The organism is Rheinheimera sp. UJ51, from assembly GCF_020819615.1.
GTDB classification, from domain to species: Bacteria; Pseudomonadota; Gammaproteobacteria; order Enterobacterales; family Alteromonadaceae; genus Alishewanella; species Alishewanella maricola.
Genome location: NZ_JAJHOG010000001.1, coordinates 417,205 through 431,535, shown reverse-complemented (window position 1 = coordinate 431,535; position 14,331 = coordinate 417,205). Strand labels below are relative to the sequence as shown.

14 protein-coding genes are annotated in these 14,331 nt (G+C 37.8%); 13 read left to right on the top strand and 1 reads right to left on the bottom strand.

Going from position 1 to position 14,331, the window contains the following annotated elements:
* Window positions 1-158 precede the first annotated feature (158 nt).
* The 13 genes from tagD to rffA all read left to right on the top strand — a co-directional run bounded on the left by tagD (window position 159) and on the right by rffA (window position 12,507).
* Window positions 159-575, top strand: coding sequence for a glycerol-3-phosphate cytidylyltransferase (tagD, locus tag LMJ53_RS01955; RefSeq protein WP_229584538.1), 417 nt, complete (start codon window positions 159-161; stop codon window positions 573-575).
* The gene (locus LMJ53_RS01950) at window positions 575-1,606 is read left to right on the top strand and encodes a glycosyltransferase family 2 protein (protein ID WP_229584537.1); all 1,032 of its coding nucleotides are present in this window, start codon (window positions 575-577) and stop codon (window positions 1,604-1,606) included. The genes tagD and LMJ53_RS01950 overlap by 1 nt, the downstream gene beginning before the upstream one ends.
* 58 nt (window positions 1,607-1,664) lie before the next feature.
* Window positions 1,665-3,221 (top strand): glycoside hydrolase family 99-like domain-containing protein, encoded by a 1,557-nt coding sequence (locus LMJ53_RS01945; protein WP_229584536.1) that lies wholly within the window; start codon window positions 1,665-1,667, stop codon window positions 3,219-3,221.
* Between the two features lie 94 nt (window positions 3,222-3,315).
* On the top strand, window positions 3,316-4,662 hold the full coding sequence (locus LMJ53_RS01940) for a glycosyltransferase family 2 protein (protein ID WP_229584535.1): 1,347 nt from the start codon (window positions 3,316-3,318) through the stop codon (window positions 4,660-4,662).
* Between the two features lie 118 nt (window positions 4,663-4,780).
* Window positions 4,781-5,779 carry a glycosyltransferase family 2 protein gene (locus tag LMJ53_RS01935; RefSeq protein ID WP_229584534.1) on the top strand — a complete coding sequence of 333 codons (999 nt, stop codon included), beginning with the start codon at window positions 4,781-4,783 and terminating at the stop codon, window positions 5,777-5,779.
* Window positions 5,780-5,877: 98 nt separating this feature from the next.
* A complete protein-coding gene (locus LMJ53_RS01930) occupies window positions 5,878-6,867 on the top strand; it encodes a TDP-N-acetylfucosamine:lipid II N-acetylfucosaminyltransferase (RefSeq protein ID WP_229584533.1) in 990 nt (329 codons plus the stop codon).
* 19 nt (window positions 6,868-6,886) lie between these two features.
* Window positions 6,887-7,588 carry a WbqC family protein gene (locus tag LMJ53_RS01925; protein WP_229584532.1) on the top strand — a complete coding sequence of 234 codons (702 nt, stop codon included), beginning with the start codon at window positions 6,887-6,889 and terminating at the stop codon, window positions 7,586-7,588.
* Between the two features lie 26 nt (window positions 7,589-7,614).
* The gene (locus LMJ53_RS01920; protein WP_229584531.1) at window positions 7,615-8,382 is read left to right on the top strand and encodes a hypothetical protein; all 768 of its coding nucleotides are present in this window, start codon (window positions 7,615-7,617) and stop codon (window positions 8,380-8,382) included.
* Complete coding sequence (locus tag LMJ53_RS01915) at window positions 8,379-9,107, top strand: FkbM family methyltransferase (RefSeq protein ID WP_229584530.1); 729 nt, start codon at window positions 8,379-8,381, stop codon at window positions 9,105-9,107. The genes LMJ53_RS01920 and LMJ53_RS01915 overlap by 4 nt, the downstream gene beginning before the upstream one ends.
* Before the next feature lie 44 nt (window positions 9,108-9,151).
* On the top strand, window positions 9,152-9,796 hold the full coding sequence (locus LMJ53_RS01910; protein WP_229584529.1) for a class I SAM-dependent methyltransferase: 645 nt from the start codon (window positions 9,152-9,154) through the stop codon (window positions 9,794-9,796).
* On the top strand, window positions 9,789-10,454 hold the full coding sequence (locus LMJ53_RS01905; RefSeq protein WP_229584528.1) for an acetyltransferase: 666 nt from the start codon (window positions 9,789-9,791) through the stop codon (window positions 10,452-10,454). Before LMJ53_RS01910 ends, LMJ53_RS01905 begins: the two co-directional genes overlap by 8 nt.
* Window positions 10,451-11,377, top strand: coding sequence for a hypothetical protein (locus LMJ53_RS01900; RefSeq protein WP_229584527.1), 927 nt, complete (start codon window positions 10,451-10,453; stop codon window positions 11,375-11,377). Before LMJ53_RS01905 ends, LMJ53_RS01900 begins: the two co-directional genes overlap by 4 nt.
* Window positions 11,374-12,507 (top strand): dTDP-4-amino-4,6-dideoxygalactose transaminase, encoded by a 1,134-nt coding sequence (rffA, locus tag LMJ53_RS01895; protein ID WP_324295578.1) that lies wholly within the window; start codon window positions 11,374-11,376, stop codon window positions 12,505-12,507. Before LMJ53_RS01900 ends, rffA begins: the two co-directional genes overlap by 4 nt.
* Before the next feature lie 107 nt (window positions 12,508-12,614).
* Here rffA and LMJ53_RS01890 read toward each other — a convergent pair whose 3' ends face one another.
* Window positions 12,615-14,327 carry an asparagine synthase-related protein gene (locus LMJ53_RS01890; RefSeq protein WP_229584526.1) on the bottom strand — a complete coding sequence of 571 codons (1,713 nt, stop codon included), beginning with the start codon at window positions 14,325-14,327 and terminating at the stop codon, window positions 12,615-12,617.
* Window positions 14,328-14,331: the final 4 nt, after the last annotated feature.

The window sequence follows — 14,331 nt, the reverse complement described above, 5'->3', positions numbered from 1 at the left end:
TTTGTCATGATTGGGGGTTAATGTTCAGAGGATGTTTGTTTTATTTAAAAATTTAGTCGGTAGATTATATTTTATCTTTTTTTAATAATGGTAATTAGCTCTTAAGAAAAATTTCATTCTTGCCGATAACAAAACTAATTTAGAGATGGTAAGAACTTATGAAAACCATTATCACGTACGGAACTTTCGACTTGTTTCACGTTGGACATGTGAATTTACTGCAACGGGCTAAGGCCTTGGGTGATAGATTAATTGTTGGGGTTTCAACAGACGAATTTAACCTAAATGAGAAAGGCAAAACGACGATAGTGCCGTTCGAACATAGGGTAACGGTACTACAAAGTTGTCGACATGTTGATTTGGTAGTGCCCGAGCAAAGCTGGCGACAAAAGGTTGACGATATTCAGAAATATCAAGTCGATATTTTTGTTATGGGAGATGACTGGAGCGGAAAGTTTGATGACTTGAAAACCTTCAGTGAAGTGGTCTATTTGCCTCGTACTAAGAATATTTCATCAACTGCTCTCAAGCAAGCGATGGCAGTACTGAGTCAACTTCATCAGGAGTTGAATTGATGCCGCAGATTACCGCCTTGATGACAACCTTTAATAGTGCAGCTTATGTGCAGGAAACGTTAGAAAGCATCTTAAACCAAAGCTTTAGTAATTTTGAATTTCTTATCCTTGATGATGGTTCAACGGACAATACCGTTGATGTTATCAAAAATATTGATGATAACCGGATTCGATTAATCGAAAATCAAGAAAATAGAGGTGTTGGTTATAGACTAAATCAAGCCCTTAGTCTGTTAAATGATACTCGTTATATTGCTAAAGTAGATTCTGACGATGTTTCAGCATTAGATCGTTTTAAAACTCAGTATGATTTTATCGAGAAAAATAGTCATATTGCAGCTGTTAAAAGCTATGTAGAGTATTTTGCTGATACTGATTCAGTAGCAATGTCTGAGCGATTTTCATTAATTAAGCACAATAAAGAAGCTGAGATTAATGCAGTAAACTCCGTTGATCTCATTGACCAGCAACTTAGACGTTGGCTTTGCATTCCTCATACTACCTATATGGCGCATACTTCAGTTGTTAAAAAAATAGGCTATCCAAATAGCAGAATGTACGAGGACTATAGTTTTTTTTATCGTATGTTGCTTCAAGGATATAAGATTGGTTGTGTTTGCAAGCCATTGGTCAGAATGAGAATAAGTGAATCGTCGACGACAGCAAACAGTATAGAAAGTTACCTAGATACAGGGCTTAATGTTATTGTTGATTTCAAATTTATTCAAATTAGAAAATTACTTCAAAAAAATCAGCTTTTCATTTATGGAAGTGGACAGCTAGCTCGGTCCCTGTGTCGTGTGTTACAACGGCGAGGTATTGCAGTTGAAGCATTACTAGAACGCTATTTGGCCCCCCCCGTGGTTCTGAGTTCAGGCCTTGAGATACCTGTAAAATTAGTTAGTGAGGCTATGCCAGATAAATCTCAAGCTGCAATTATTATAGCTGCTCAGCCAGTGCGAGCTGAGATTTGCGATTTAATAAAACGTGCTGGATGGGAGGAATGGCAGGACTTTTTAGTGATTGCTTAGCAAATGTTCAAAAATTAGGTTACTAAAAAGTTAAGAATTATTAACGCATGAGATTGATATGCTTTCACCAAAAAAAAATAATTTTCAAGTTGCAGCATTACAGTTTTCAGCAAGGCTAATAAAATTAGCAAAAGAGCATACTAATGCTTTTGCTGTGTATGGTGCTGGTGATATTGGGAAGCATCTGACAGAGTTTTTAATGCTTTTAGATTGTAAACCATCTTTAATTGTTGATAAAAATCACAAGAAAATTGCATATTGTAATGAAGTGCAAGTGAGCTCACCAGAAACACTAATATCCTCAAATATTACACTGGTTTTCATTGCGTCTTTCGCATATGAGGAAGAAATAAGGGATTATTTAGAACGAAATTTAGTCGGAGTCGTTATTCTCGCTTTAAGTGAGGAGAATAATTTAGTCGTGAACTCTGCGCTCGAAGATGGACTATATACGAAATTTCATCGGCAGATGTCTGAACGATCTAGAAAGTATGGCCCAAATTTCGTGAACTATCATCAGAAGAATATATCTTTAGAACAGCGAGAGAGGGTAAAGAATATAGCGTTATATTTACCTCAATTCCATAAAGTGAAAGAGAATGACGAATGGTGGGGGAATAATTTTACAGAGTGGCAGAGCGTAACTAGAGCTGTGCCTCAGTATTATGGACAATATCAACCACATCTACCGGTTGATACTGGCTTTTATGACCTAATGAATCCTAAAGTTCTAAAAGAACAGGCGCTGTTAGCTAAGAATTATGGGATTTATGGTTTTTGTTTTTATTTTTACTGGTTTAATGGAAGAAGAATTTTAGAGACCCCTCTAAACAACTTATTAAATGATAAAAGTATCGATATTCCATTCTGTTTATTTTGGGCTAATGATAGCTGGAGCAGGACATGGCATGGGTTTTCCGAACTGGATAAGAATGAAAAGAAAATACTGATTGAGCAATCTCATAGTTATGCTGATAGTATTGAATTAATGAACTATCTTTGCTTAGAGGTGTTTTCAGACAGTAGGTATATCAAAGTTAATAATAAACCATTGTTTACTGTCTATCACACGGATGCGTTTGATAGTTTGAGCGAGACGGCACAAGTTTGGCAGCAAATTGCTAAAAAGTTTGGTTTTGATGGGTTATTGTTGATACATGTCCAAAGAGATCATCAGGTGAATATGAATCCTCATGATATTGGCTTCGACTCCGCAATGCAATTCTCACCTTTGGGTTGTTACAAAGAACCAGTTTCAGTCGAAATGTTAAACCCAGATTTCCAAGGCAATGTTTTTAGTTATAAAGACCTTATCGAAAAAGAACTAGACCGGACTTTTACATTTCCAATCATTCGTGGAGCTTTCATGAGCTGGGATAACGAAGCGAGAAGACCAACTAAAGGGGTCAGTTATCAAGGTAGTTCGCCGGAGCTTTTTAAAAAATATCTAAGTCAAATGAACAAATTTGCTTCAGAAAATAGAGTTGATGGAGACGCCATCGTCTTTATTAATGCATGGAATGAGTGGGCAGAAGGCGCACATCTTGAAGCAGACCGAGAATATGGTTATGCATGGTTAGACATAGTTTCAAAAGTAGTTTTGAGTAACAAATGAAGCTTAATTATTCACAAAGCGTTTGTCATTTAAAAGTCCAATTTATTATTGGGCGGTTATTGTAAAAACTTTAAATCTCCAGACTGAGAGTAAAATGTTTATTGATAAAAAAAACAACCCAAGACGCCCATTAGTTACGATCGTAATCCCTTGTTACAATCAAGGGCATTTTCTAACTAGAGCATTAAAATCAATAAACGAACAAGATTACAGACCAATACAAGTTTTAGTTATTGATGATGGTTCTACAGAAGATGTTTGTTTGCCAGAAATGAACTTTGATTTCGAATTATTACTAATTAGACAAAAAAATAATGGTTTGTCATCAGCAAGAAATTTAGGTTTGGAAAAAGCAAAAGGAGATTGGATTAAGTTTCTTGATGCTGATGACGTTCTGTTGCCTAATTGTCTATCTGATCAAGTTCCTGGTTTTTGCAACAATTTTAATATTGTGAGTGTTATTGGTTTCATTGAAGAAAATACTGAAAATGGTCATACTATTTCAATTATTCCAGCTTTTGGTGATGCTGTAGAAGCTCTTTTTATAGCAAATATAGCGCCTATACATTGCTATTTATTTCCAACTGAATTGATTAGGAAGACTGGTGGTTTTGATTGCACAGAAAGAACAAGAGGTGGATGTGAAGACTATGATCTGATGATGAATTTACTTTGCGAAAACATAACCTTTATCACTGTTCATGCAATTGGTGTTGTTTACTATCGTTACCGGGATAGCATGTCATGTAATATAACAAATATGCGACGAACACATGTCTCAGTATGGGTAAATGGTGTAATTAATTTGTTGGCTTCAGATTTCATATTTACACCTTCTCAATCTAGTTCATTAATAGCAGGTTGGTTGAAACTTTTAAAAATTACTCCAAACGAGTTTAAAACACCTTTGCTAGAACTTGGCGATGTTATTTCAAAGCTGATCTTTGAAAAGAAAATTATCCCAGAAGTTACAGAGATAAGTCTACTTAAAACTAAATTATCAAACTTTCCTGAAGCTGACGGTCTTTTGAAAGCGATAAATTTACTCTATCCTCTGGGCTATCCATCAACATTTCATATACGTGATCAAGCTATTTTAGATAGAAGAATTTTTTTATCAGATTCAGCAAAGCCTTTTGATGAACAATGGTTGTGTCAGGTATTTAGTATGATAAAAAATAATTCTATGAGTTTTGCTATATATGGCGGAGGGGAGATTGGTAAACGATTATTTAAACTGATAGATGCAGTAGGCCTAACACCTGTTTGTTTCATAGACAAAAGCTTTGAGTCTATGAATTGTATATCAGATATACCGGTGTTATCGTTACAGACAGCCAAAGAAATGAATATTAGATTAATAGTTATTGCTTCAGCACGTTATTATCAAGAGATTTCAGAGTTGCTTATGAAAGAACTTAGTAATACCTTAATAATTTAGCTTAGTAAATGATCTTAGATGTGAACACCTCCGACCTGCTTTAACCCATACTATAGGCTCAAAATCATTACATATGTTTATATAAGGGTTATGAAATTTTAATTTTTGGTTGAGCAATATGAAAATTAATCTAACGGTATTAATTCCTGTATACAACGCAGGGTTATATTTATCTCAAGCTATTGCATCAATCCTTTCACAATCATACCAAGATTTCAAGTTGATTATTCTCGATGATTGCTCTACCGATGATTCCTATAGCTTGGCACAAAAATTTGCCGACCTTGACAGCCGAATAACATTATTAAGAAATGACCATAATACAGGTATTGCTTCGGCTAGAGACAAATTGCTCAACTTAGTTCAGACGCAATATTTTGCTTGGATGGATGCAGATGATATTGCTTTGCCTGATCGTTTTCAAAGTCAGATTGATCTACTAGAGCGAAAAACCGAAGTTGTTGCAGTGAGTGGCGGATATATAGATATGGCTTCGTCCGTAATTCACTTGCCAGAAATAGACTCAAAACGTATAGCCACTCAAATGCTTATATGTAATGCCATAGTCAATCCGGGAGCAATGGTTCGTACTTACGCAGCTCGACGTACCGGTTTTTCTTTTGAAAGCTGTGGTGTCAAGTCAGCAACCGATTTTGCATTTTGGTTGAGCTTAATTTCCATTGGACCTATAGAAAACTTACCAAAAGCGTTAGTTATGTACAGAGTACACGAACTGCAGGAATCTACTGCTAACAGATCAACACAGAGTAGTAGTGCGAAGTATTTGGTTGCAAAACATATGCAGAACATAGGCATAGAAAATGCACTGAGTGTTGTAGATGACATTATTTTGCTACCCGGTGAAAAGCCGTCATTAAATTCGCCGGAAAATGTCGGGCAAGTTTATAAAGCCCTTCTTTTAATCGTTGCTAATGATAATAGATATGATCACGCATATTTAAATAACTTGTTAGAAGGCCTTTATATGCGTTACTGCAAATTTTTTGGCTTGTCAGGGTTTTATAGCTATGTGCGATATTTTGGTTTTTTTGGATTGATAAAAAAGAAAAAATTTGGTTTTTCTTTTTTGAAAAGATGCTTAGATTTTAATCTATAGCTTTAATTTATCGCTATTGTAATCGTTATTTTAATGTTGATTTTTTTATTTTTTCTCTTATTCATTACGAGCTCACTTGAATTATGATATTGCATATTATGGTCATAGATAAATTTTTACCACCGTTTATCGATTTTGTTGATAAAAATTTTGGTCGTGGTGAAAATAAGTATGTTTTTATTACTAGCGAAAAGTACCTTTTTGGTTTAACGCCAGATCATGATGTTGAATTTTTTCATACAGATAAGGATATTTTTGAAACGCTTTTAACTTATATGAAGACTGCGCGGAAGATAATTCTGCATGGACTTTGGCGTGATAAAATTGATCAGCTATTTGTACAAGAACCGGCTCTTTTAGATAAAAGCTATTGGATAATGTGGGGAGGGGACTTTTACTTTCCTGAGACTAAAACGGATTTTCGAAAGAAAGTTATCAAGAATGTAAGATACTTGGTAACTAAAAACGATTTTGATGTTTCTCTTGTTCGGAAGCTTTATGGTGCTAGTGGAATACATATCGAATGTTTGAATTACACCAGCAATATTTTTTCTTGTAAAAAATCTTTTTTTCCTAGTTATGAAGGAGGTAGGACAAATATCCTTTTAGGAAATTCTGCTACTGAAACTAATAATCACTTTGAAAGTTTTGAATTATTAAAAGATCTTGGAACCAAGAATATTCATATATTTTGTCCCCTATCATATGGAGACCCAAAATATGCTGAGGAAGTCATAGTAAAAGGAACTAAGATATTTCCAGGGCGTTTTACGCCGATTACTGAGTTTATGGGAATTGAGCAGTATTTAAATTTTATCTCAACCATTGATATTGCTGTGTTTAATCATAAAAGACAGCAAGCATTTGGTAACCTTATTTATTTGCTGGGCTTTGGAAAAAAGGTATATATGAATAAATTTTCTAATTTAAATTTATTCTTTAATAAGCATGGTATTAAGGTGTTTGATATTGAATTTTTCGATCTTGAACCACTTGATGTGGTTGTGAAGACTTCCAATGTGAAAGCAGTTACTGATAAATTCTCAGAGCAAACGCTGATCGATGACCTAAAAAAAATTATTTGCTGAGTAAAAGGAATGACTATAAATGAAAAAGATAGCTATCTTACAATCCAACTACATTCCTTGGAAGGGTTATTTTGATATTATTTCAGAAGTAGATGAGTTTATATTATATGATGATATGCAATATACACGTCGTGATTGGAGAAATAGAAATAAGATTAAAACACCTGCAGGCTTGCAATGGCTGACAGTACCTGTTCAGGTTAAAGGGAAATATGAACAAAAGATAAAAGACACCTTGATTGATAAAACAGACTGGGAAAAGGATCACCTCAAAGCGTTTTATCAAAACTATAAACGAGCCCCATTTTTTGATGAGATATATAACTTATTAGAAAGCATTTATGTTCATAAAGATCTCACTCATTTATCAAATTTAAATAGAGATTTAATTCAAATTATTTGCAATTATCTTAATATAAAAACAAAGATTAGTAGTTCGACTGATTACAACCTTGTAGAGGGAAAAACAGAGCGATTACTTAGCCTTTGTCAACAAGCTGGCGCTTCAGACTATATATCAGGGCCTGCAGCCAGAGAATATTTCGATGAGATGATTTTTAAAGAAGCTGGAGTTGGATTGCATTGGTTCGACTATTCTGGTTATCCAGAATATTCCCAGTTGTGGGGGGGGGAATTCATAAATCACGTAACTATTCTTGACCTTTTATTTAACTGTGGTCCAGATGCGAGTAACTACATGAAATCTTTTCAGTTAAGATAAATTTTATATTTTGAAAGAGAACTGTTATGTCTGTGAATATTCATGTTATAGGTTGGCAGGAATTTGAATTGATGTTGCAATCTCCAGATTTTATATCAAATTTAGAAAATAATGTTTATATTATTCGAGGTCTTTTTAATAAGGAACTCATAGATGAAATCAAAGATTCTTGTTTGAGTTTTTCTTCTAAAACTGCAGACAGCTGGTATCCTTGTATTGATGATTGCCCTGATTACCACAGGTTACACAACAATTTTCCTGGTGCTTATGTTAAAGCCATTCAGCATGCGTATTATTTCCATCCTTGGAATGATAATGATGCTCTTTTTGACAGCTTTAAAAAAATATTTTCACTAAAGCTAGCGCTTTCAGAACAAAAACAAAATATTCAGAATTATATGAGTAATATTCCGTCAGACGGACCCATCGCTCGGATTGTTGTACATCAGTATCCTCGCGGTGGTGGTGGGCAGGAAGAACATATAGATCCCGTATCCCCTTATGCGAGAGTACAAACTATCATTCAGGCTAGTGTACCCGGGGACGATTTTATGCAGGGCGGACTCTATCTGATTGACCCTGTTCATGGGCGAATTGAACTGGACAGATTAACCAGTAAAGGCGATCTCATTGTGCTATCTCCAGGAGTAAGACATGGCGTTGCGCCTGTCGATCCGGAAAGTACTTTTAATTGGCAAGAAACAGATGGTCGTTGGATTATTATGCCTATTATTATCAATTCAGACGTTAGCAATGATGGCTATGGCAAGCCTGTGGGACTTGGAGGTTTATGAAAACAATGACATTACCTGATGATCATGCGACAGCTATAACCCTCTTACTGGATAATTTGCAGCAGGCATTGCCAGAATCGTTTAGTGAGAAGGGCGAAAAGACAGTACTGCACATAGGTGCTCACCTGGGTGAGGAAGTTCCTTTCTACCTGCAAAGAGGTTTTACCGCTATCTATCTGGTTGAAGCTAATCCTGATCTCGTATCTCAACTTTCTAAGCGTTATGGCAATAACCCTCAAATTCGCGTACTTTCCTATGCGATTAGCGACACTTCAGGTCCGGTTGAATTTACTGTTCACCAAACTACCAAAGGTAGTGTGGAGTCCGCCAGTTTACTCCCACTGCAAAAATTGGGTGAAATTGTTCCGGTTTTTAACTCGGAAAAGAAAATTACGGTCGATGCCATCACTCTCGATGCTTTGATTGAAGAGCTTCGACTTGACAGCTCTGTCGATCTTTTATGTCTTGATATTCAAGGTGCTGAGCTGATGGCTCTGACTGGAGGGGAACTATTGCTGCAATCACTTAAAGCGGTTATTTGTGAAGTGAACTTAATTGAGAACTACCGGGGTGGAGCGTTGGAACGGGATATTGCAGACTTTCTGGAGCAAAGAAACTTTACCCATTGCTTTACGATTTATCATGAGCTTTACGACGCCAATAGCAGGTTCCCTGCTTGGGGTGAAGGGCTGTGGATTAAACCCGGAATAACCGGAATAAATTAAAGCATTCAGTATATTGACTGCAGAATGGTTGTGAGGCTCAGGTTATGAATAAAGACAGTAGTCATTCTTCTATCGTGCAGGACATTGCAGAGTATTACGGCAGTAAAGTTTCTGCTTATGGAGAAACGCCTCGGGGGGTGGATTGGAACAGCGATGAGGGCCAGATTACCCGATTTAGGCAACTGACAAAAGTCATTACGACAGAGACTAATTATTCGGTAGCTGATTTAGGTTGCGGTTATGGTGCTTTGTATGACTATCTAAAGACTTCTGGTAAAACATTTGAGTATTGTGGATATGATATCTCTGAAGAGATGATCCGGCGCGCAGTCAATAGGTTTTGCGGCAGTAAGGGGGCCACATTTATTTTGTCTGATAAGATAAATGAAATGAAAAACTTCTCTATTGCCAGTGGTATTTTTAATGTTAGGCAGCACTATAGTGATGATGAATGGTTAAGTTATATTTTAAGCGTTCTTGATAATATGAATCAGTATAGTGAATTTGGCTTTTCGTTTAATTGTTTAACATCTTACTCTGATGATTTTAAGATGAAATCATATTTATATTACGCTGATCCCTTGGTGTTATTTGATATTTGTAAGCGACGATATTCAAAGGATGTGGCTTTATTGCATGATTATGGTCTTTACGAATTCACCATTATAGTGAGAAAATCTTATGAGTAGAGAACTGGTTATTTTTGGTTCTGGTGACATTGCGCAACTAGCGCATTATTATTTTACAGAAGACTCTGATTACAATGTTGTTGCATTCACGGTGGATTCTGCTTTTATCAAAGAGGAAATGTTTTGTGGTCTGCCTGTTGTGCCTTTTGAAAAAATTGCTCAGAGTCACCCAGTAGATAAATATTCTATTTTTATCGCGTTAAGTTATTCAAAGCTGAATCAGATTAGAAAAGAAAAGTATTTGATTGCTAAACGTTATGGTTATCAGTTTGCTACTTACATTAGCTCTTACGCAACAGTGTTAAACAGGAAAAATATTGGAGAAAACTGTTTTATTCTTGAAAACAATACTATTCAGCCATTTGTAGCTATAGGAAATAATGTTACGTTGTGGAGTGGTAATCATATAGGCCATCACTCACATATTGGAGACCATTGCTTTCTGGCTTCACATATAGTGGTTTCTGGCGGTGTCAGAATAGGAGAGCAATGTTTTATCGGGGTAAATGCGACATTGCGGGATCATATAGACGTTGCCGACAAAACTGTCGTTGGCGCAGGAGTGCTTTTGATGGGTAGTACAGAAGCCGGTTCAGTGTACATTGGTACTAAAACAGAACCTGCGAGTGTTTCCAGTGACAAACTGAGAAAGCTATGAACTTGAAGTCTGAATGGAAAAAGCTTGGCTTGATTTTTTGCCCATCAGGCGAGATTTCATGGATGAACTCTCATGCGGCGGTGCCTATCGCTGAACATATTTCTGCAGATTTATTTCGTATTTACTTCAGTTCCCGAGATAAAGACAATGTTAGTTATACCTCTTTTGTAGTGATAGATTTGAATCGACCTACGAATGTATTGGATATAGCTACCACACCAGTGCTAACGCCCGGCTCTCTTGGAGAGTTTGATGACAGTGGGGCAATGGGGGCCTGGATTACCCGGGTTGCCGGGCAACGTTACTTTTATTACATCGGTTGGAATCTCGGTGTTACTGTTCCATTTCGGAATTCCATCGGATTAGCGATAGCATCTGAGGACGACATTTTTCGTCGATATAGTGCTGGTCCTGTAATCGATCGAAGCTTACATGAACCACATTTTACTGCTAGTTGTTGTGTTATTGAAGATGAAGGGTTATGGCGGATGTGGTATTTGTCTTGTACCGGATGGCGTAGCCGTGGTGCCGTACCGGAACATCGATACCATATCAAATACGCTGAATCAGAAAATGGGATTGAATGGAAAAGAGAAGGCATTGTAGCTATTGATTACCTGGATGATGATGAAGTTGCTATTTCCCGACCTTCAGTGTTGAAGGATAAAAATGTCTGGAAAATGTGGTTCTCTTATCGTTCAACATTATCCACTTACCGTATCGGTTATGCTGAATCTCTGGACGGAAAATCATGGCAGCGATCTTTGACACCTGCACTTGAGTGCTCTGATTCCGGGTGGGATTCTGATATGGTTGAATATCCTTATGTATTTGACCATGGAGGACAACGTTACATGCTATACAATGGTAATGGTTACGGCAGGTCAGGTTTTGGCCTTGCTATTCTGGAGGAGAGCCTGTGATCCCCTTTAACAAAGCATTTATGACAGGCAAAGAGCTGCATTATATATCTGAAGCACACTTTAACGCTAAGTTAGCCGGTGACGGCCCTTTCACCGAGCATTGCCACAGCTGGCTTGAAAAAAATAGCCATAGCGCCAGAGTTTTGTTGACCAACTCTTGCACAGCTGCTTTGGAAATGGCGGCTTTGTTGCTGGAGATTGAGCCGGGTGATGAAGTCATTATGCCGTCTTACACCTTTGTGTCTACGGCCAATGCCTTTGTGTTGAGGGGGGCTGTACCTGTTTTTGTTGATATCCGCCCAGATACACTGAATATCGATGAGAAACTGATAGAGGAGGCCATCACGTCTAGGACAAAGGCAATTGTACCTATGCATTATGCTGGTGTTGCCTGTGAGATGGATATGATAATGGCTATAGCCGGTAGGCATGGCTTGCTGGTAGTAGAAGATGCGGCTCAAGGCGTAATGGCTAAGTATAAAGGCAAGGCATTAGGTAGTATCGGCGATTTGGGTGCTTATAGTTTTCATGAGACTAAAAATGTGATTTCTGGTGAGGGCGGGGCACTGCTGGTCAACAGAGCTAATTTTATTCGTCATGCTGAAATTATTCGTGAAAAGGGAACTGATCGTAGCAGGTTTTTTCGTGGGGAAGTTGATAAGTATACCTGGCAAAGCGCCGGTTCATCATTTTTGCCTGGCGAACTGATAGCAGCGTTTTTATGGGCACAGTTGCAAGAGGCGGATAGCATTACGCAAAGGCGCTTGTTGGCCTGGGACACTTATCATCAGTATCTTGAACCTCTTGAGGCTCAAGGTTTGTTGCGCCGGCCAATTATCCCTGCTGAATGCCAACACAATGCCCATATGTACTATATTTTGCTGCCGGAGCATCAGGATAGACAGGCTGTGATCGATGGGTTAAAAGCCCAGCAAATAAACACAGTGTTCCATTATGTGCCGTTACACTCTTCCCCTGCTGGTCAAAAACTGGCCCGAGTGTATGGTAACATGGCTATAACAGATTCTTTGTCTGCCCGACTTATCCGTTTACCCTTGTGGGTAGGGCTCAGCCAAGCACAGCAAGAGCGTCTAACTGAGGTTCTTACCAATTTACTGAAAGCTTTCTGACTTTCAACCCTGACTTGCTCTTAGAATATATTGACAGGCCAAGTTTTAGTTTATGGAAATTTTGCTCATTAGTTTGATATGTTGCTTTTGTCGTAACAAGGCCTTTGTTAATAGTCTGCTTTAATGTTCTGAAGATATATTTCTACAGTGGCTAATCTAAGTATTTTATTGCATCTGTTCAGATTTGAATAAACATGTGGAATAAAAAAATCTTTGTAATAATCTATGTTTGTTAGTTGTCGCCAGAGTGTATTGGGGTTGTTCAGTAGTTTTGTCAGGAATGCAAAGGTATCAGGTTGTCTAATTAAATTTTCGTAATTGATATACGCCTGAAGTTTACCGAAATCAGGTGGGGCTATACCTGATACGGCTGCAGTGCCTTCAGGGCATTGTTCCGATACCGGCCAGCCAGTTTTCTGCCAGCGTATGTTATGGTAAAACTTAGGAAAATGACGGCTTAGCAGGGTGCCGTAAAGTTTGTTGTTTAAACGGTAATGGTCAGGAATACTGAATACCAATTCAAGTAACTTGTTTGACATAAAAGGACGTCTTATTTCCATATCAAACTGGCCATTAACCACGCCCATTTGAGTAAAGCGTCTGATACGATTCATATAAAGGTGAGGCTCAAAGTGTGGTAAATGATAGGTTGAGTCATTTAAATTGCAGTATCCAGTGAAAGGACCATAAAACTGCTTGGCTAATGCCGGGGTAATACGTTGATCACAAGATTGTGCATTTAGTAAGCTGCCTCCAAGTATGGCATCTCCAGCATAGCCGTTCATATCTATTTTATAATTAAGCAACTGTAGGAACTCACTGCCGTGCATATGCTGCATATCTAGCATTCCATCGGTCATTAAGACTTTTTGTATTCTTGGAGACAACCAATTGTCGGCAGTAAATAGATTAATATAATGTTTCCAGTTTGGTGTTTGTCGGATGACTTCTTTAGAAATTGTAATGTCTGCACATTCCTCGGTACCAAAAGTATATGCTTGCCCCGGATAATCAGGCCACAGTTTGTGAATACAAGCCAGAATAAATCTTGAATCCAAGCCACCACTTAAAGACACTCCTTGGTTACTATTGGGATCAAAACGCTTTTTTACAGATTCGAGCATAAGTTCTGCAGCCTGATCGACAGCATCATCAAAGCTCAGTGTCTGTTGCTTTATTTCCGACCATTGCCAGTAACGTTGTAGGCGGCTTATATTCTGTCGTTTATCAAATTCAAGGATAGTGGCGGGGGGAAGTAATTTAATATTATTAAACCAGGAATGATCTTCCAGCAGATAACCCAATTCCATAAAACAATCGAATGATAATGGATCAAGCTCTGCGACAGTCAAACGTGCTGCTAGAATAGCTTTGACTTCTGCAGCGAAGCATAAGCCTTTATAGCTGTTCTGATAATAAAGATTTCGCATGCCATATCTGTCAGCAATAAGCAGCACCTTGCCTTGCATCACATCATAAATTACAGCATTAAAGGCACCATCTGCGGCGCCAAGAAATGAAGCCAGCTTGCCTGCCAGATAGGCATTGCGTAATTGTTCTGCTGGTTCGGGTTCGGGGCCGTTATCATGTGTAGAATGTGCTGAATGGTAGAGTTCGCCGTCAAACCAGCATTGAACGTCTGTATTTGGGATATCATGATGATTAAAATGCCCAATATGACTGGTTGCGCAGCAAAATTCTGGGTTTTCGCTTACGGATTTAATATTGACTGTTGGCATCAAGCGCATTTTCTGCGTCATTGCATGAAAATGAATATGACTGCCTTTGTTTTCTAGGCAAAGACCAAAAATACCTGGCATGTTT